Annotated in this window: 15 protein-coding genes; 7 read left to right on the top strand and 8 right to left on the bottom strand. The window is 68.5% G+C overall.

The features are described from left to right. Nucleotides 1–18: 18 nt before the first annotated feature. Nucleotides 19–1,641 carry a phospholipase D-like domain-containing protein gene (locus tag AB8P05_RS06960; RefSeq protein ID WP_472757423.1) on the bottom strand — a complete coding sequence of 541 codons (1,623 nt, stop codon included), beginning with the start codon at nt 1,639–1,641 and terminating at the stop codon, nt 19–21. A 335-nt stretch (nt 1,642–1,976) separates the two neighbouring features. On the opposite strand from AB8P05_RS06960, the gene AB8P05_RS06955 reads away from it, so the two are divergent. Beyond that, on the top strand, nt 1,977–2,402 hold the full coding sequence (locus AB8P05_RS06955; protein ID WP_455172502.1) for a hypothetical protein: 426 nt from the start codon (nt 1,977–1,979) through the stop codon (nt 2,400–2,402). Between the two features lie 166 nt (nt 2,403–2,568). Here AB8P05_RS06955 and AB8P05_RS06950 read toward each other — a convergent pair whose 3' ends face one another. Beyond that, on the bottom strand, nt 2,569–3,345 hold the full coding sequence (locus AB8P05_RS06950; protein WP_472757422.1) for a gamma-glutamyl-gamma-aminobutyrate hydrolase family protein: 777 nt from the start codon (nt 3,343–3,345) through the stop codon (nt 2,569–2,571). 15 nt (nt 3,346–3,360) lie between these two features. Then, entirely contained in the window at nt 3,361–4,380 is a 1,020-nt protein-coding gene (locus tag AB8P05_RS06945; RefSeq protein ID WP_472757421.1) for an amidoligase family protein, read from the bottom strand. A 337-nt stretch (nt 4,381–4,717) separates the two neighbouring features. Here AB8P05_RS06945 and AB8P05_RS06940 point away from each other — a divergent pair, with 337 nt between their 5' ends. Continuing rightward, on the top strand, nt 4,718–7,882 hold the full coding sequence (locus AB8P05_RS06940) for a PAS domain-containing protein (protein ID WP_472757420.1): 3,165 nt from the start codon (nt 4,718–4,720) through the stop codon (nt 7,880–7,882). An 85-nt stretch (nt 7,883–7,967) separates the two neighbouring features. On the opposite strand, the gene acnA is transcribed toward AB8P05_RS06940, so the two are convergent. Both acnA and AB8P05_RS06930 read right to left on the bottom strand, forming a co-directional pair. Then, on the bottom strand, nt 7,968–10,655 hold the full coding sequence (acnA, locus tag AB8P05_RS06935; RefSeq protein ID WP_472757419.1) for an aconitate hydratase AcnA: 2,688 nt from the start codon (nt 10,653–10,655) through the stop codon (nt 7,968–7,970). 358 nt (nt 10,656–11,013) lie between these two features. Further along, the gene (locus tag AB8P05_RS06930; protein ID WP_472757418.1) at nt 11,014–12,087 is read right to left on the bottom strand and encodes a class I SAM-dependent methyltransferase; all 1,074 of its coding nucleotides are present in this window, start codon (nt 12,085–12,087) and stop codon (nt 11,014–11,016) included. A gap of 259 nt (nt 12,088–12,346) precedes the next feature. On the opposite strand from AB8P05_RS06930, the gene AB8P05_RS06925 reads away from it, so the two are divergent. The 4 genes from AB8P05_RS06925 to AB8P05_RS06910 all read left to right on the top strand — a co-directional run bounded on the left by AB8P05_RS06925 (nt 12,347) and on the right by AB8P05_RS06910 (nt 14,397). Then, nucleotides 12,347–12,949: an NUDIX domain-containing protein gene (locus AB8P05_RS06925; protein WP_455172496.1), complete on the top strand. Its 603-nt coding sequence runs from the start codon at nt 12,347–12,349 to the stop codon at nt 12,947–12,949. Nucleotides 12,950–12,971: 22 nt separating this feature from the next. After that, nucleotides 12,972–13,601, top strand: coding sequence for a 3'-5' exonuclease (locus AB8P05_RS06920; RefSeq protein WP_455172495.1), 630 nt, complete (start codon nt 12,972–12,974; stop codon nt 13,599–13,601). A 74-nt stretch (nt 13,602–13,675) separates the two neighbouring features. Next, nucleotides 13,676–13,960, top strand: coding sequence for a YciI family protein (locus tag AB8P05_RS06915; protein WP_455172494.1), 285 nt, complete (start codon nt 13,676–13,678; stop codon nt 13,958–13,960). 17 nt (nt 13,961–13,977) lie between these two features. Then, on the top strand, nt 13,978–14,397 hold the full coding sequence (locus AB8P05_RS06910; protein WP_472757417.1) for an EVE domain-containing protein: 420 nt from the start codon (nt 13,978–13,980) through the stop codon (nt 14,395–14,397). 89 nt (nt 14,398–14,486) lie between these two features. Here AB8P05_RS06910 and AB8P05_RS06905 read toward each other — a convergent pair whose 3' ends face one another. After that, the gene (locus tag AB8P05_RS06905; protein ID WP_472759297.1) at nt 14,487–14,711 is read right to left on the bottom strand and encodes a hypothetical protein; all 225 of its coding nucleotides are present in this window, start codon (nt 14,709–14,711) and stop codon (nt 14,487–14,489) included. A gap of 398 nt (nt 14,712–15,109) precedes the next feature. On the opposite strand from AB8P05_RS06905, the gene acs reads away from it, so the two are divergent. Next, nucleotides 15,110–17,050: an acetate--CoA ligase gene (gene acs / locus AB8P05_RS06900; protein WP_455172491.1), complete on the top strand. Its 1,941-nt coding sequence runs from the start codon at nt 15,110–15,112 to the stop codon at nt 17,048–17,050. Nucleotides 17,051–17,193: 143 nt separating this feature from the next. Here the strand turns inward: acs and AB8P05_RS06895 are convergent, their stop codons facing one another. Continuing rightward, nucleotides 17,194–17,688: a hypothetical protein gene (locus AB8P05_RS06895; RefSeq protein ID WP_472759296.1), complete on the bottom strand. Its 495-nt coding sequence runs from the start codon at nt 17,686–17,688 to the stop codon at nt 17,194–17,196. After that, entirely contained in the window at nt 17,685–18,224 is a 540-nt protein-coding gene (locus AB8P05_RS06890; RefSeq protein ID WP_472759295.1) for a hypothetical protein, read from the bottom strand. Before AB8P05_RS06890 ends, AB8P05_RS06895 begins: the two co-directional genes overlap by 4 nt. Between the last annotated feature and the right edge of the window lie 147 nt (nt 18,225–18,371).

The raw sequence follows: 18,371 nt of genomic DNA, 5'->3' as shown, positions 1-18,371 counted from the left end.
TGGGGACGGAAGCGAACCCTACCGCTTGTGCTTATCCCCAAGTTCGCCGTTGCGCACCATCTGCACCACTCCCCAGGCGCCCGCCGCTAGCCCGACCGTCAGCAGTGCCGCGGCCGCCGCGCGCAGGGCGGAGCGCGGCGGCGAGGGCAGGCGCTTCCACGGGGCCCACGCCTCGTCCGGATCGTCGGGATCGGCGATGCGCAGGGCGGCGAAGGCCTGTTCGGTCAGGCTGGGATCGGCGGCGGGAAGGTCGATCAGACGGCGGCCGGACTGCCGGCACAGCCGGTCGATGGCGGCGACCAGGCTTCCCGTTTCCCGCAGCTCGGCCTCCAGCCGGTCCTGGCCGATGCCCATATGCTCGGCCAGCAGGCGGTTGCGCACGCCGGTGATGGCGTCCGCCGCCCGGTCCCGGTCCGGTCCGGCCTCCTCCGGCGCCTCGATGGTCAGGTCGCATTCGCTGTCGTAGCCCATCGAGCGGTTGTTCAAGTTGGAGGAGCCGATGCGCAGCAGCCGGCCGTCCACCGCCACCACCTTGGAATGGACGATCACCGGGGCGCCCTGGTCGGTCACCGGGGTCATGGCGCGCAGGCGGCCGAAGCGGTCGGCCTCGCGCAGGCAGCGCAGGGCGACCGACCGCGGCGTGTCCATCGCCATGCGGTCGAACCAGCTCGGGCTTTCCATCGACACCACGACAACCACCTCCGGCCCGTCGGGCTCCGCCAGCCGGCGGGCCAGCGCATCGGCGACGCGGGCTGAGGCGAAATACTGGTTCTCCAGATAGATGGTCCGCTCCGCCGCGGCGATGGCGGCGAAGGTCAGCGCCTCGCTTTCGCGGATCGCCGGGCTGTCGTCGGTCGCCGGCACCGTGCGCGACACGCCGATCCGCGCGTCGGTCAGCACCGGGTGGGAGCAGTCGCGCAGTGGGCAGTCGGGCCAGGGGTCGTGGGCCAAGGGAGCAGGACTTGGCGGGGGGCAGGGCTCCAGCGCCTCGCCGGTGGCGCAGCGCCAGCGCTCCCGCGCAAGTTCGGACAGCGCACGGGCGGCGTCGCCGTCGACCATCATCATCACGTCGTGGCGGGGACCGTAGGGCTCGCCGTCCGGGCAGAGGCGGCGCGGGTCGTCGTCGCGATGCTCCGACGTGTCCCAGCGGTCGAAGGAGAAGTCGATGCCGCCGCAAAAGGCCAGCGCGTCGTCGATCACCAGGATCTTCTGGTGCTGGGCGGCGCCGACCGGCAGCTCCCCGTCCAGCCGGGCGGTCAGCCGGCGGCCGGTGTTGCGGTCCCAGCGCTCCAGCGGTTCGTGCGGGTGGTCCAGCGCGATGGGGAAAGGCATGTCCCATTTAAGCGCCCGTACATGCAGGCCGGGGCGCGACCGCATCAGCCGGGCCAGGAAGCGGCCGAGCGTCTCCGGACTGTGGGGATCGAGCCGCATGCGCGGATCGACGTCCCAGCCGACCAGCAGGATCGAGTGCTGCGCCTTTTCCATCGCGGCGCGTGCGGCGACGAAATAGTCGGCACCGTCGACCAGCACCGCCACCCGTCCGGCCCGCTCCGTCCGCCAGCAGGTGACGCCGGGGCGCAGCACCGGCCCGGCCGCGGGTTGCGGGGAATGGATGGGCGGGGCGGAAGGATTGAGCTTCATCGGGGAAAATCGACTCCGGGCGCGGCGGAAGCGCTTGGAAACCGTCCGCCTCGCGGCTTGAACCCCGGTGCGGGCCGGATGTTCCCGCCGCAGCCCCGGTGCGTCGGGGTCACGCCGAAGGAGGCCCCCGCGCATGCGCTTTTGCCGCGGATTCCTGAAAAAAGCGCCTCCATCGACCGAAACCATGGCCGGACTGCCCTGTTGATCCCGGTGAAAGAGGCGATGGCCCGGCCGGCAGACGCGACGCCGACGCGGCACGCGATGCAGGTCCGCCATCAGCCCCGTTCCGAAAGACGCCCGAATGCGAGGCGTTGCCACCATGAAGGAGTTCGAGGATGCGTAACCTGATGATCGGCGCCGTTTCGGCGGTTCTCCTGATGGCCGGCCCGGCCATGGCCCAGACCGCTCAGCAAACCAGCCCCGGCGCCCTCAAGAGCACCGGCGCCTACGATACCGCCCCGAGCACCAGCAGCGGCTACACCGGTCCGGACGGCGTGGTCCGCACCGAACCGGGCGCCACCACCTCGCCGTCGGCCGGTGCGACGGGCAACGGCCCGCTCAATGCTCCGGGCACCTCGGGTTCGACCGGCACCACCAGCGACGGCATGTCCGGTTCGTCGGTGCCGGGTGTGACCACCGCCCCGTCGGGCATGGGCAACAACACCGGCAGCAACATCCCGCGCGACAACCAGACCGCGACGGGCACCCATTGCCCGCCGGGCACCCCGAACTGCGGCCCGGACCAGGGCGGCAGCCAGTAACGTCCGCTTCGCGGCCATGACAACCGCGGGCGTCGCCGGAGCCATCCCTCCGGCGGCGCCCTCGTTGTTTGGGAATGAAGCGTCTTCAACGGGATGGCGCGACAAGGCACGCCAGTGCCGAGCGAGGCAGGATACAGGCGCCGTTGGTGCTGCGATCCGGAGGGCCTCAGCCCTGCGCCCGCATCGACTGGCGGGCGGGTGAGGTCTCTGCCCGGTCAACATCGGCCTGGGAGCTTCCGGCGATCTCGTCCAGTGGGGCGGTGCCGATAGCGGTGGCGACCAGACGGCGGAACAGGCCCTGCTGGCGGCTGTCCGCCACCAGATATTCCGGGTGCCACTGCACGCCGATCAGGAAGGGCTCCTTCGGCGCCTCGATGCCCTGGACGATGCCGGCGCGCTCGCGGGCGACGACGCGCAGGCCGTCGCCGACGCGGTCCACCGACTGGTGGTGCAGGGCGTTCACCCGGCATTCGGCGATGCCGAGAATGCGGTAGAGCCGGCTGTCGGGTTCGATGCGGATGCGCTTGCGCGGCAGCACGGTGCGCATGTGCGGCGCTTCCTCGTACACCTCGTGGATGTCGATGTGCAGCGAGCCGCCGCGGTGGACGTTGATCATCTGCGATCCGCGGCAGATGCCCAGCACCGGCAGGCCGAGCTTGGCGGCACAATCCAGCGCGCGCATCTCCAGCCGGTCGCGGTCGGGATCGATGCGGATGTGCGGCCGGGCGGATTCGCCGTAGAGCGCGGCGTCAATGTCGTCGCCGCCGCCGACCACCAGCGCATCCAGCCGGTCGATGGGAAAGGGCGCCTCGGCCGTGATGCGGACCGATGCCGCGCCGGCCCGCCACAGGGCAAGGCGGTTGGCCATGGCGGCGATGCGGCTGCCATGGACGGAGGCAGTGATGCCGACCAGCGGCCGGGATCTTCCGATGACGGCAGCCATGGCACGCTCCCCTTTTCAGCCGGCCTGCCGCAGCGTGCCGTCCGCAGCGGCCTCGCCCGGATCGGAAGGGCCATGGATGGCGGGGTTCGCGGCGATGAAGCCGTCGATCCGCTCGGCCCAGCGCTCCGGCGCCTGCGTCTCGGCCACCTGCCGGTACTCGGCGCCCAGCCCGTCCAGCAGGGCGCGGTCGGCCGCCAGCCGCTCCACCGCCACCCAGCGGTTCCAGTCGGCGGCCAGCGACCAGTCCGGATCGCTCAGCCGCGCATTGGGCAGCCGGTAATGGAAGGTCGGGCGCGGGCGGATGTGGGGGTCCTCCATTGCCCGGGCCAGCCGGTCGCGGTCGAGATGGGCGAACAGCGGGAACAGGTCCAGCTCGCGGTTCCGGGTCGGGTTGTCGGCCAGATAATCGTCGATCAGGCCGCCCAGGTCGGGACGATAGGCCGGATCGGCGAGCTTGGCGGCATAGGCGGCGGGGAAGGCGGCGATGAAGCCGGACAGGCGGCGGGTCGGATCGACGCGGATCTCCCGCCGCAGCCAGGGCGCCAGGATCAGGAAGGCCTTCAGATGGTCCAGCACATAATCGCCGTCGGTCCGCGCCACCTCCGGATTGAAGTGCAGTCCGAAGGCGAAGAGGGGGCTCGCCTCCGTCCCGGCGGCGCCGCGGGCGCGCAGGCAGGCGACCAGCCTCTCCAGTTCCGGCATCTGCTCCACCGTCACCGGCGGGGCGGCGATCTCGAACGGCATTACCAGACTGCCGATGTTGCCCCAAATCGGGCGCAAGGGGTCCAGCACCTTGGCCCCTCCCTTGCCGGGATGGGCGGAGCGCATGTCCAGCTCCACCGTGAAATCGCCCAGGCTGGTGCCGGTCACCAGACATCGGTGCGGGTTTTCGACCGTGACTGTCCCCCCGAACAGTTCGCGCACGCAGGACGCGGCCGACGGCGCGTCCAGGTCGGCGAATTCGAGTTCCACCCCGACGCGGCGCGGCGTGCCCAGGGGGTGGTGCGGAGCGGGGGAGGAAAAGGGATGGGTCATTGCAAGCGATCAACACTCCATCTCCGCCGCTGTTCCCGCATCGCCGGTAATCGGAAGCCATGCCGGCGGAAGGTCAGGTCGCGGCAAAGGCATACCCCTTTTGGCGATAACCACTCCTTGGGGGTATGTTTTGAATTTTGATGCAAATGTGGATAATCGGCCGGCATTCTACGGGGGCGTTTCTTGGCCTCGACCGGATGCCAACTGCCTATTCTACCCAACTGTTACCTAAATTAACCGGCGCTTAACCATAAGTGCGTTAGCGATAGACCAGCGGCACGGTGGTGCATCTGGTGCGCCATCCGGTCGGCTTCGCGGTGGGAGCCTCGTCTACGCCATGACCCTTCTGGCACGCCTCTTCATCCTGGTCCTGCTCGCGGTGCTGCCGGCGATCGGCATCCAGATCTACAGCGTGCTCGAACAGCGGGCGGAACGCGAGGCGGAGGTCACCCTCCAGGCCGAACGGCTGCTGCGTCAGGTGGAGAGCGAGCATTTCCGCATCCTAGACAGCGCCCGCCTGATGGTCACCGCAGTGACGGAGGCGCAATTCCTTCGCCGGGGCGACATCGAAAACTGCCAGACCTTCCTGGAACGGCTGGCCAACCGTTCCGCCGACTACCGCAACCTGTCGATCACCAATGCCGAGGGGCGCATCCTGTGCAGCGCCGACCCGTCGCGCGTCGGTTCCTCGCTGAGCGCCCAGCCGCATTTCCGCCGGGCGATGGCGCAGGGGCGCTTCGCCGTCGGGGAATGGACGATCACCCATTCCGGCGCCGATGGCGGCGAACTGCCGGTCGCCACCCCCTACTCCGATGGTGACGGCCGGCGGGCCGGCGTGGTCGCCCTGTCCATCGACGTGCCGCGGCTGGCCTCCATCTTCGCCGCCCGTACGATGCCGGAAAACACGGCCCTGACCGTCACCGACCGGTCCGGCACCATCCTGGTGAAGCTGCCGGGCACCCAGGGCCGCCCCGGCGAACGGCTGCCGGACAGCTATCTGGGACTTCTGTCGGAGCGGGAAGCCGGCGTGACCATGCTGCCCGGTCTCGACGGCGTGTCGCGCATCCTGGCCTTCTCCCCGCCGTCCGCCGGCATCCGCGACCTGTTCATCAGCGTCGGTGTCGATCGCGGCGCCGCCATGGGTGCGGTGGACCGCGCGACACGCGACGGGCTGCTGATGACGCTGTCCGGTTTCCTGGTCGCCGCCGCCGCCGCCTGGATCGGCGGCACCCTGTTCATCCGCCGCCCGGTCGACGCGCTGGTCTCCGCCGCCCGCGACTGGAGCGAGGGCAAGACCGCCACCCGCGTCAAGCTGTCCGACCGCTCGTCGGAGATCGGCCAGCTCGGCCACGCCTTCGACATGATGGCCGACCGGCTGGAGGCGCGCGAAGCGGCGCTGCGCCACTCGGAAAGCCACATCCGCGCCGTTCTGGACGCGCTGCCGGCCTATGTCGGCGTGCTGACGCCGGACGGGGCGGTGGCCCAGGTCAATCGTGCCGCCGCCGATGCCGCCGGGCTGCCGGCCGCCCGCATCGTCGGCCGGCCTTTCGACGAGATCTGCTGGCTGTCCTTCGACGATGCCGGTCGCGAACGGCTTCGCCAGGCGCTGGCTCTGGGGGCGCACGGCCGCTCCTCCCGCTTCGATTCCGGGCTGCGGCTGGGCGACGGGCGCGAGATGACGGTGGACGTCAACCTGACCCCGATGGTCGATGCCGACGGCCATGTCACCCATCTGATCGCGTCGGGCATCGACATCACCGAACGCAAGCGCACCGAAGAGGCCCTGCGCGTCGCCGAGGAGCGCGTGCGTACCGGCCTGCGCAATTCCGGCGTGGTGGTGTTCAACCAGGACCGCGACCTGCGCTATACCTGGGCGCATTCGGAATGGCTGGGCTTTGCGCCCGACGCGCTGATCGGCCGCACGGACGCCGACCTGTGCAGCCAGCGCGAGGATGCCGACGGGGTGATGGCGTTGAAGCGCCGCGTGATGGAGAGCGGCGTCGGGGCGCGCGAAGAGGTGCGGATCCGCTGCAAGGACGAGGACCGCTTCTTCGACCTGACCGTCGATCCGCTGCGCGATCCCTCCGGCCGGGTGGAGGGCGTCACCTGTGCCGCCGTCGAGGTCACCGACCGCAAGAAAGCCGAGGCCGAGCTGCACCGCGCGCGGGAGGAGGCCGATCAGGCCAACGAAGGCAAATCCAAGTTCCTGGCTGCCGCCAGCCACGACCTGCGCCAGCCGGTCCAGTCGCTCTATCTCTTCACCGCGGCGCTGAGCGACCGGCTGCAGGGTCACTCCGCCCTGCCGATCCTGGACAACATCCGCCAGGGGCTGGACACGCTGAAGGGCCTGCTGGACGGGCTGCTCGACATGTCGCGGCTGGAGTCCGGCAAGATCGTCGCCGCTCCGGTCGAGGTGCGCCTGAACCAGCTGCTCGGCCGGCTGGTCGCCGAATATGGTCCGCGTGCAGCCCAGAAGGGGCTGGAACTGCGCGCCGTGCCGACCCGCGCCTGGGTGCGCACCGACCCCGCCCATCTGGAGCGCATCCTGCGCAATCTGGTGGAAAACGCCCTGCGCTACACCGCCAGCGGCAAGGTTCTGCTGGGCTGCCGCCGCACGCCGTCGGGCATGCGGGTGGAGGTGTGGGACACCGGCGCCGGCATCCCCGCCGACCGGCTGGAGGACATCTTCGAGGAGTTCACCCAGTTGGGCGAGCGCAGCGAGCGCGGCCTGGGGCTGGGGTTGGCCATCGTCAAGCGGCTGTCGCGCCTGCTTGGCCATCCGGTGACGGTGCGGTCGTGGGAGGGCAAGGGCTCGGTCTTCGCGGTGGAGCTGCCGAGGGTGATCCTGGGCGGCGCCCGTCCCGCCAGCGGCACCGCCGCCGCTGCGGCGACGCTGGCCCGCCGCTCCGCCAACGATGCGGCCAATGCCGCCGCCAACGACCGTGGGCAGGCGATCAGCGCCATCGCCAGCGCCTTCGGCGGCGGCAAGGGCAGGGGGACGGCGAGCGGTGGCGGCGTTGCGGTCAAGACGGCGGTCGCCGCGCCTGCCGCGGCTTCTCCGTCCGCCCAGCCGGCAGCCCTGCCGGCCACCCAGCGGACGCCGGCGGTTCCCTCCGCCCAGGATACGGACGCGAAGGGCATGGTGCTGGTGATCGACGACGAGGCGATCATCCTGCTCGGCCTGAAGGCGATCCTGGAGGGCTGGGGCTATGACGTGCTGACCGCCAAGTCCGGCGATCAGGCGCTGGAACGGCTGCGCGCCGATGGCCGCTGCCCGCAGATCGTTCTGGCCGACTACCAGCTCCAGCAGGGCCGCACCGGTCCGGAGGCGGTGGTCGCGGTCCAAAGCATGCTGGGCCGGACCGTTCCCGGCATCATCCTGACCGGCGACACCAGCACCGAACGCCAGGAGGAGGCCGAGCGCCGCGGCTTCCGCCTGCTGCACAAGCCGGTTTTCCCCAACGACCTCCGCCGCATGATGGCGAGCGCCGGGGCGGCGTGAGGGCCGGCCGCAACGACAGCTTCCCAAGCAAAAGGGCCGCTCCCCACCGGGAAGCGGCCCTTTCCTTACTCAGCCTTCGGCAGCCTTACTTCGCCAGATTCCGCAGCACGAAGTTCAGAACGCCGCCGTTCCTGTAATACTCCACCTCGTCCAGCGTATCGATGCGCAGCAGGAGCGTGTAGGTCTCGACCTTGCCGTCGGCGCGGGTCAGGGTCAGGGTCACGTCCTTGCGCGGGCGCAGATCCTGCTCGATGCCGGCGATGTCGAAGCTCTCCGACCCGTCCAGCTTCAGGTCGGCGCGGGTGAGGCCGTCCTTGAACTGCAGCGGCAGGATGCCCATCCCGACGAGGTTGGAGCGGTGGATGCGCTCGAAGCTCTCGGCGATCACCGCGCGGATGCCCAGCAGCCGGGTGCCCTTCGCCGCCCAGTCGCGGCTCGACCCCGTGCCGTATTCCTTGCCGGCGACCACCACCAGCGGCACGCCTTCGTCGGCGTAGCGCATGGCGGCGGTGTAGATCGGCAGCTGTTCGCCCGACGGGTAATGCTTGGTCTCGCCGCCCTCCACGCCGGGGATCAGCTCGTTGCGGATGCGGATGTTGGCGAAGGTGCCGCGCATCATGACTTCATGGTTGCCGCGGCGGGCGCCGTAGCTGTTGAAGTCCTGCGGACGGACCTGATAGCTCAGCAGATACTCGCCGGCCGGGCTGGTCCGCTTGATCGAGCCTGCGGGGGAGATGTGGTCGGTGGTGATGGAATCGCCCAGCACCGCCAGCGCCCGCGCGCCGCGCACGTCCGACACCGGGTCAGGCGTCTTGGTCAGGCCGCTGAAGAAGGGCGGCAGCTTCACATAGGTGGAGCCCTCCTGCCACTGGTAGGTCTGGCCTTCCGCCGTTGCGATGGCCTGCCATTGCTCCGGACCCTTGAACACGTCGGAATAGCGGCTGCGGAACATGTCGGCGGTCAGCGAGGCGTCGATGGCGTCCTGGACCTCGCGGTTGCTCGGCCAGACGTCCTTCAGATAGACCGGACCGTCGGTGCCCATGCCGATGGGCTGCTTGGTCAGGTCGATGTTCAGGTTGCCGGCCAGCGCATAGGCGACGCACAGCGGCGGCGAAGCCAGATAGTTGGCGCGGGTGTGCGGGTTGACGCGGCCCTCGAAGTTGCGGTTGCCCGACAGCACGGCGCCGACCACCAGATTGCCTTCCTCCACCGCCGCGGCGATGGCGTCCGGCAGCGGGCCGGAGTTGCCGATGCAGGTGGTGCAGCCATAGCCGACGATGTTGAAGCCGATGCGGTCCAGATAGGGCTGCAGCCCGGCCTTGGCGAGATAGTCGGTGACCACCTGCGATCCCGGCGCCAGCGAGGTCTTGACCCACGGCTTCTGCGTCAGACCCTTCTCCACCGCCTTCTTGGCGAGCAGGCCGGCGGCGACCAGCACCGCCGGGTTGGAGGTGTTGGTGCAGGAGGTGATTGCGGCGATGACGACGGCACCCTGCTCCAGGCTGTAGTCGGTGCCCTTCACCGGGACCGCCTTCTTCGGGTCGTCGGCCTTGTAGGCCTCCGTCATGTCCTTGGCGAAGCCCTGCGCCACCGCCGACAGCGCGACGCGGTCCTGCGGGCGCTTCGGCCCGGCCAGCGACGGCTCCACCGTGCCCATGTCCAACTCAAGCACGTCGGTGAAGACCGGGTCGGGGCTGTTCGGCTCGCGCCACATGCCCTGGGCCTTGGCATAGGCTTCCACCAGCGCCACGCGGTCAGGATCGCGGCCGGTGAAGGTCAGGTAGCGGATGGTCTCGGCGTCGATCGGGAAGATGCCGCAGGTGGCGCCGTATTCCGGCGCCATGTTGCCGATGGTGGCGCGGTCGGGCAGCGTCATGCTGTCCAGGCCCGGCCCGAAGAACTCCACGAATTTGCCGACCACGCCCTTCTTGCGCAGCATCTGGGTGACGGTCAGCACGAGGTCGGTGGCGGTGGTGCCTTCCTTCAGCCGGCCGGTCAGCTTGAAGCCGACGACCTCCGGGATCAGCATGGAGATCGGCTGGCCCAGCATCGCGGCCTCCGCCTCGATGCCGCCGACGCCCCATCCCAGGACGGACAGGCCATTGACCATGGTGGTGTGGCTGTCGGTGCCGACCAGCGTGTCGGGATAGGCCACCGGCTTGCCCGACGGGTCATTGTCGGTCCACACCACCTGCGACAGGTATTCGGTGTTCACCTGATGGCAGATGCCGGTGCCCGGCGGCACCACGCGGAAATTGTCGAAAGCCTTCTGGCCCCAGCGCAGGAAAGCGTAGCGCTCCAGATTGCGCTCGAACTCCAGTTCGACGTTCTTTTCGAAGGCGTCGGCGCCGCCGAAGTAATCGACCATCACTGAATGGTCGATGACGAGGTCGACCGGCACCAGCGGGTTGATCTTCGTCGGGTCGCCGCCCAGCGACGCCATCGCCTCGCGCATCGCCGCCAGATCGCAGACCGCCGGCACGCCGGTGAAGTCCTGCATCAGCACGCGCGCCGGGCGATAGGCGATTTCACGGTCGGACCGCTTGTCGACCAGCCATTGGGCCACCGCCTTCACGTCGTCGACGGAGACGGTGCGCCCGTCCTCGAAGCGCAGCAGGTTTTCCAGCAGCACCTTCATCGAGAACGGCAGCCGCGACAGATCGCCGAGGCCCGCCTGTTCGGCGGCCTTCAGGCTGAAATAGTCGTAGCTCTTGCCGCCCGCGCTGAGCGAGCGGCGGGTCTTGAGCGAGTCCTGACCGGTGAAGGTGGTCACGGGAAGCCTCCTTGGTTCTTGAATTGGGGCCTTTGGGTCGGGCATGCGCCTTAGCGGCGCTTGGGAGAGCGCTTCGGTTACGGTCCGGGTGATGACGGTCGAAAGGACGGTCGGGATCGTCCAAAAGACTGGGGCAGCCGCAACGGCGCCCGCGCGTCATGCAGGCAAGATGTAGGGCGCGGCCGGTACAGATCAAACGCATGGCTCGAAGAAAGCGCAAGCATGGGCATGGTCGTGAAGCATCGTCCGGAACCTATCCGTTGGGTGGAATCCGGACGAACTCCATCGATCATCCTATGCCTTGCCGGCGGATGCCTTCTTTACTCATATGAACATTAGGGAAGTCTGTTGCGCCGCCTTATGCCGGCTTCATCGCCACATAGCGGACGAAGCGCAACCCGTTGCCTAGAACCTTCAGCCGCGCCCACCACAGGGCAAGCTCGCGCTTCAGCGCCGCCAGCACCGGGGCGGGCGGAGCGGCGGCGGCCAGCGTGTCGGCCAGATTGCGCACACGGTCGATGATGTGCCGACGGTGCAGCCGGGTCAGATCCTCCGAGATGCGGAGGTCGAGGTTGCGCTGGGTCAGTTCGTCGGCCATGCGAGTGGCGGTCCAGGGATAGACCTCCATCGGCTCCTCCTCCCGCCACGCGTTCCAGGAATCCCAGGAACCGGGAGCGCCGTCGATCACGTAATCGAACAGGGCGACGCCGCCCTTGGGCTTCACGCATTCGCCGAGACGGTCCAGGAACAGTTCCTTGTCGCGCACCCGGTGGACGATGCGGTCGGCCATGACGAGGTCGAAGCTGCCGGCCTGGTTGAAATGCTCCGGGTCGTAATGGGCGATGGGCGCCTTCTTCGACAGCCCCAGCGCCTTCGACCGGTCCATCGCCAGCTTCGCCAGCAATGGCGACGGCTCCAGCCCGGTGACCCAGGTGTCGCAGCTTTCCACCAGCGCGCGGGCGGTGCCGCCCAGGCCGGCCGACAGGTCCAGCACGCTCTTGGCCGGGTTCAGCCCGAAGGATCGGACGGCGTCGACCATCCAGGCGGCCTCCTCCGGTCCGGTCATGTCCTGCCCCCACAGAAGCTGCGCCCCCTCGCTGCGGGCCGGCGACCAGACCGGTTCGCCGTGGCGGTCGAGTTGCATCAGCGCCAGCCGGTCCAGTTCAGGATTTCCGCCGGCTGCCGGACCGTTCGGGATCGGATCGGCCTGTGAAGCAAGGGAAGAGGCAGGAGGAGAGGTGGTGCCCGGCGCCGTGCCGACCGCATCCACCGGTCCGTGCCGCAAGTCGCTCCTCAAGTTACGCAGGTCAGACCGGTTCTGGACGCGGGGCAGGCGGGAGAGGTCATACCCTTCCCACCAAGCGGCCAAACGGATACGCCAGTCGGGGTTTCGCCACCGCTCCAAATCCTGTGGGCTGAACTGCGGAGCCACGTAGCTGCCCTTTCCAGGTCAATGGGCGGGCCGGAACCCTATACATTCGGAGTATGACCGCGACCTTTCCTGTCGCGATTTAGAAGTAAGCGCGGTCCATTTGTCTGTCAAGAAACCATTATTTAACGATTTGGACTTCGTTTGCGCCAATTGTTGGAAAATTTTACACATTTTTGTCTGTGACCTGCTGTGGTGCGGCCATTGCGACCGCGGAGCGGTCTCCCTATACTCCGGTCGCAACCGACGGAGGGGACCTCGCGTGCCGATCGAAACCGGTGATGCCAACGGCAATCCCTGGACCGTGCTGACCAGCACGACGAAGTATGAGAATGCCTGGATGGAGGTGGTCGAACACAAGGTTCTGACCCCGAAGGGCGCTCCCGGCATCTACGGCGTCGTCCATCCCCGCAGCCTCGCCACTGGCGTGGTGCCGGTCCATGACGACGGCACGGTGACCCTGGTCGGCCAGTACCGCTTCCCGCTGAAGCAGTACAGCTGGGAGATTCCGGAAGGCGGCGGGCGCAAGGGGGTGGAACCGCAGGAATCGGCGGCGCGTGAACTGCGCGAGGAGACCGGCCTGACGGCGCGGCGCTGGATGCCGTTGATGAAGCTGCACCTGTCCAACTGCATCACCGATGAGGTCGCCCACACCTTCGTCGCCTGGGACCTGGAGCAGGGCGAGTCGGCTCCCGACGAGACCGAGGTGCTGGCGGTTCGCCGCGTGCCCTTTGCCGAGGTCATCGACATGGTGCTGGCCGGCGCCATTACCGACGCCATGGCGGTCGCCAGCCTGCTGAAGCTGCGGGTGCTGGCGGCGGAAGAGGCGCTGCCGGAGGATCTCGCCCGCCTGCTCACGCTCTGACCTGCCTCCAGACCGGATTTTCATGACCGTCATCACCGGCCACGCCGTCGCCATCGATTTCGAGACCGCCAACGAGACCCGCACCAGCGCCTGCTCCATCGGCGTCGCCTGGATCGAGAACGGTCGCGTGACCGCGACGGAGGAACACCTGATCCGCCCGCGCGAGCTGCGCTTCAACTCCTTCAACAGCGCCATCCACGGCATCCGGGAAGAGGACGTCGTCGGCGCTCCCGAATTCCCGGAGGTATGGGCGGGACTGCGGGAGCGCGTGCAGGGCCGGCTGATCCTGGCGCACAACGCCGCCTTCGACCTCAGCGTGCTGCGCCACACCCTGAGCGATTACGGGCTGGACTGGCCCGCCTGCGACTATCTCTGCACCGTCGTGCTGGCGCGCCGGGCATGGCCCACGCTGACCGCGCACCGGCTGAACCATCTGGCCGATTTCCTGGGCATCACGCTGGACCATCACCGCGCCGGCAGCGACGCCGAAGCCTGCGGCCGCATCGCGCTGGCCGCGACGCTGGAGATGGGGCTGCGCGGTTTCGGCGAGATCGAGCGCACCGGCATCAGCCTGGGCCGCATCGCCCCCGGCGGCTACAGCCCCTGCAAGGGCGGCAAGGCGCCGCCGCGGCGTCCGCGCGTGGTGGCATGAGGCTGCAGCAGGCGCTTTCCCGCCGCCGTCCCCTGCGCTAGGCTCCCGCTCCACCGTATGGAGGAGGGGATCGCATGCTGTTCATGTTCCATTGCGTCGACAAGGCCGGTGCCGCCGACGTCCGCGCCGCCAACCGCGCCGACCATCTGGCCTATCTGGAAGCCAACGCCGACCGCATCTTCGCCGGCGGTCCGCTGCTGTCGGACGACCAGAGCGGCATGGTCGGCAGCCTGCTGATCGTCGATTGCGCCGATGCCGCCGCGGCGCAGGCGTTCGCCGCCGCCGACCCCTATGCCAAGGCCGGCCTGTTCGACAGCGTGACGATCCGGCCCTGGCGCCGCGTCTTCCCCAAGGCCTGAGCGGGAGAGCGCCGGCGATGGCCTACTGGCTGCTGAAGTCCGAGCCGTTCAAATATTCCTGGGACCGCATGGTCGCCGACGGCCGGACCCATTGGGACGGGGTGCGCAATTACCAGGCGTCCAACAATCTGAAGGCGATGGAGGTGGGCGACCGCGCCTTCTTCTATCATTCCAACGAAGGGCTGGAGATCGTCGGCATCGTCGAGATCGTCCGCACCTATTACCCGGACCCCAGCGACGAGTCCGGCCGTTTCGGCATGGTCGACGTCGCCCCGGTGATGCCGGTGAAGACGCCCGTCACGCTGAAGCAGATCAAGGCCGACCCGGTCCTGCAGTCGATGGCCCTGGTGCGCCAGTCGCGCCTGTCGGTCTGCCCGGTCAGCGAAGAGGAATGGGCGCGGGTTTGCGATCTGGCTGGGGTCGGCGTTCCGGCCTGAGGGGGCGTGAGGAACTGAGGTGACACTTGCCCCCTAACCCTCCCCGCTCTCAGCGGGGAAGGGTTAGGGGAGCTAACGTAACCGCAAGATCACTCCGCCGCTTCCCGCATCGCGGCGCGGAAGTCGTTGGTCGCCTGCTTCATGCGCCGGGCGATGTCGGCCACGCCGGCGGCGGTGTTCGCGTTGGGAGGGCTGGCGAGCGCGCGCAGGGTGGCGTCGATGGCCATCAGGCTGGTGCGGTCGGCCAGACCGGCGAGGCGGTCGCTGCGGTCGCCGGCTTCGGGAAGATCGTCCGCGTTCGTGGTGCTGGGCATTGCGATCCTTGCCGCCGATGATCGTTACCGTAATGCAGCAACTCTATACCGGCCACCCGGTTAAGGTCGGGTTAAGCAAGCGGGATTCCGTTACGGGACGGTCACGAGGCGTTTTGCGGTGCGGCGCGGCGGATGGTCGCGGCACTGTGCCGGCGGGCGTCGGCAGACATGCGGCGCCGGACAGCGCATTCCCTGAAATGCCCGGGTATGCTTGGGGAAGAAACAGTCTCGCGCCGCAAAATCAGCGACACAATCCTCCTTTGGTCGGGGGGCCTGCGGGGGCCGATTTGCTTGTTCGTCCCGCAACATGTGTGGATAATGCCGCTCAATTCCGGGCGGCGGCCCGCCGCCCTGCAACATCTTCCGGCCAATTCGGAAGCAACGGGGGAATCGCACTCATGACCGACAACAGCTTCTTTCCGGTGAAGCCCGAGATCGCGGCGACCGCCCACGTGAATGCGGAAGCCTATGCCCGCATGTACGAGCAGTCGGTCAAGGACCCCGAGGCGTTCTGGGGCGAGCAGGGCAAGCGGATCGATTGGATCAAGCCCTACAGCAAGGTGAAGGACGTCAATTACAACGACGACGTCCATATCCGCTGGTTCTACGACGGCACGCTGAACGTGTCGGCCAACTGCATCGACCGCCATCTGGCGACCCGCGGCGACCAGACCGCGATCCTGTTCGAAGGCGACGACCCCGGCGTTTCCAAGGCCATCACCTACAAGGAACTGCACGAGAAGGTCTGCCGTCTCGCCAACGTCCTGAAGAAGAACGGCGTCAAGAAGGGCGACCGCGTCACCATCTATCTGCCGATGATCCCGGAGGCCGCCTATGCGATGCTGGCCTGCACCCGCATCGGCGCAATCCATTCCATCGTCTTCGGCGGCTTCTCGCCCGACAGCCTGAAGGACCGCATCGTCGACTGCGACAGCCACTTCGTCATCACGTCGGATGAGGGCCTGCGCGGCGGCCGCAAGGTGCCGCTGAAGGCCAACGCCGACAAGGCGGTGGCCGGCGCGCCGATGGTCAAGCATGTGCTGGTGGTCAAGCACACCGGCGGCGACGTCGCCTGGACCGAAGGGCGCGACCTCTGGTACCACGAGGAGATCGAGAGCGTTTCCGCCGACTGCCCGCCGGAGGAGATGAACGCCGAGGATCCGCTGTTCATCCTCTACACCTCCGGCTCGACCGGCAAGCCGAAGGGCGTGCTGCACACCACCGGCGGCTATCTCGTCTATGCGTCGATGACCCACGAGTATGTCTTCGACTACAAGGACGGCGAGGTCTACTGGTGCACGGCCGACGTGGGCTGGGTCACCGGCCACAGCTACATCGTCTATGGCCCGCTCGCCAACGGCGCCACGACGCTGATGTTCGAAGGCATCCCGACTTATCCGGACGTCTCGCGCTTCTGGCAGGTCATCGACAAGCACAAGGTCAACATCTTCTACACCGCCCCGACCGCCATCCGCTCGCTGATGCGCGAGGGTGAGGGTCCGGTCAAGAAGACCTCGCGCGCCTCGCTCCGCGTGCTGGGTTCGGTCGGCGAGCCGATCAATCCGGAAGCGTGGCTGTGGTACTACAATGTGGTCGGCGATGCCCGCTGCCCGATCGTCGACACCTGGTGGCAGACGGAGACCGGCGGCATCCTGATCACCCCGCTGGTCGGCGCCATCGGCCAGAAGCCGGGTTCGGCGACCAAGCCCTTCTTCGGCGTCCAGCCGGTCGTCGTCGACAACGAAGGCCAGATCCTGGAAGGCGAGACCGAGGGCAACCTCTGCATCGCCGACAGCTGGCCGGGCCAGATGCGCACGGTGTTCGGCGACCACGAGCGCTTCGTCCAGACCTACTTCTCGACCTTCCCGGGCAAGTACTTCACCGGTGACGGCTGCCGCCGCGACGCCGACGGCTATTACTGGATCACCGGCCGCGTCGACGACGTCATCAACGTGTCCGGCCACCGCATGGGCACCGCCGAGGTCGAAAGCGCGCTGGTCGCCCACCCGAAGGTCGCCGAGGCCGCGGTCGTCGGCTATCCGCACGACCTGAAGGGCCAGGGCATCTACGCCTACGTCACGCTGAACGCCGGCGAGACCCCGACGGAAGAGCTGCGCAAGGAACTGGTCGCCTGGGTCCGCAAGGAGATCGGCCCGATCGCCTCGCCCGACCTGATCCAGTGGGCCCCCGGCCTGCCGAAGACCCGTTCGGGCAAGATCATGCGCCGCATTCTGCGCAAGATCGCCGCGAACGAGCACGACAGCCTGGGCGACACCTCGACGCTCGCCGATCCGGGCGTGGTGACCGACCTGATCGACAACCGCATGAACAACGCTTGATCTTGGGGTGATGGGGAAGGGGGCGCTCCGATTGGGGCGCCCCTTTTTCTTGCGGCGCTGGACCCCCACCCTAACCCTCCCCGCCCAGCGGGGGAGGTTAGGTGGGGGCAATCGAAGCCGATGCCTTCAGTGCGACGAAAGCCTCAACGCTCCGGCAGCACCAGCTGTGCGGCGGGGGAGATGGCGAAAGCGGTGGGCGAGGGATAGCGCTCGACGATCCGCTTGCGCGCATCCTCCGCGGTGTCGGCGGCGACGGCGTAATGGCGCACGCCCGACCAGGGGGTGGTGGCGTCCAGCGCCTCCACCGCGACATACCACAGCGGGCCGCCGGAACGGGCGACGCGCTCGACGCAATGGAACTCCATCGGCGCAAGCGCGGCCTCGTCGGTCACTGCCGATTGCAGGGACAGGATCTCGCCCTCCGCCTCCGCCACCTCGCGGCGCAGGCCGGCCAGCGTTTCCTCCGTCTCCGCCCGGCGGACGGCGGCGAGCTTGGCGTAGTTGGCGTAGACGTCCAGCCGCTCCTTCAGCGCGGCCAGCTTCTCCGACTGGCGGCGGGCGCGGATGCCGAGGATCCGTTCCCCCACCACGCCGGCGCCCAGGCTGGCGACCGCCCCCAGCACCCACAGGATGGTCATGGCGCCGCCGCTCCCGCAACGGCGTCTTCTGCGGCCGCCTCGCTGGATACCGTCACGCCGACGCCTTCATGGAAGATGCTGCGGGTCAGCATCTGGGCGGCGGCGAAATCGGCGGCCCACACCTGCGCCACATTCTCGAAACGCCAGATGGCGGGATGGACCACCGCCTTGGCATCGGGTTGGGCGACGAATCCCGGCACCATCGCCAGCCGGAAGACGAAGCACTTGCGTCCCGGCTCCGGCCGGCCGATCTCGTGGATGAAGCGGCGCGACGCCGCGGTGCGCTTGCCGCCGCGGCGGGTGAGGACCAGCCTGTCGGTCGACAACTCGGCCAGCTTGGCCTTCATCGCTCCGATGCCGGCCTGCATGGCTTCCAACTCGTTGGCCTGGCGCTCCAGCGCATCGCGCTCCGCCACCAGGGTCGCGCCGGCACGGCGGATTTCCCGGTCGGTGCGAAGGATCAGCCCGCGGCGGACCGCCAGGAACAGCAGGGTGGCGCCGATGCAGAACAGCGCCAGCAGCATTTCCGACGTCATACCCGGCCGCTCCGCAACCCGCTCTCAGCTCGCGCCATACCCCGATAGGCTGGCGCCGTCAGACACATGTACTCCATTCCGGTGGAGCGTGCATCACGCGCTCGCGCGGTCCGCGCATAAAAAAGCGGCGCCCTCGGTCGGGGGCGC

The sequence above is a fragment of the Azospirillum sp. VT-I1 genome (assembly GCF_055698305.1).
The sequence above is the reverse complement of the archived record's forward strand: the minus strand, read 5'-3'. Positions and strand labels throughout refer to the sequence as shown.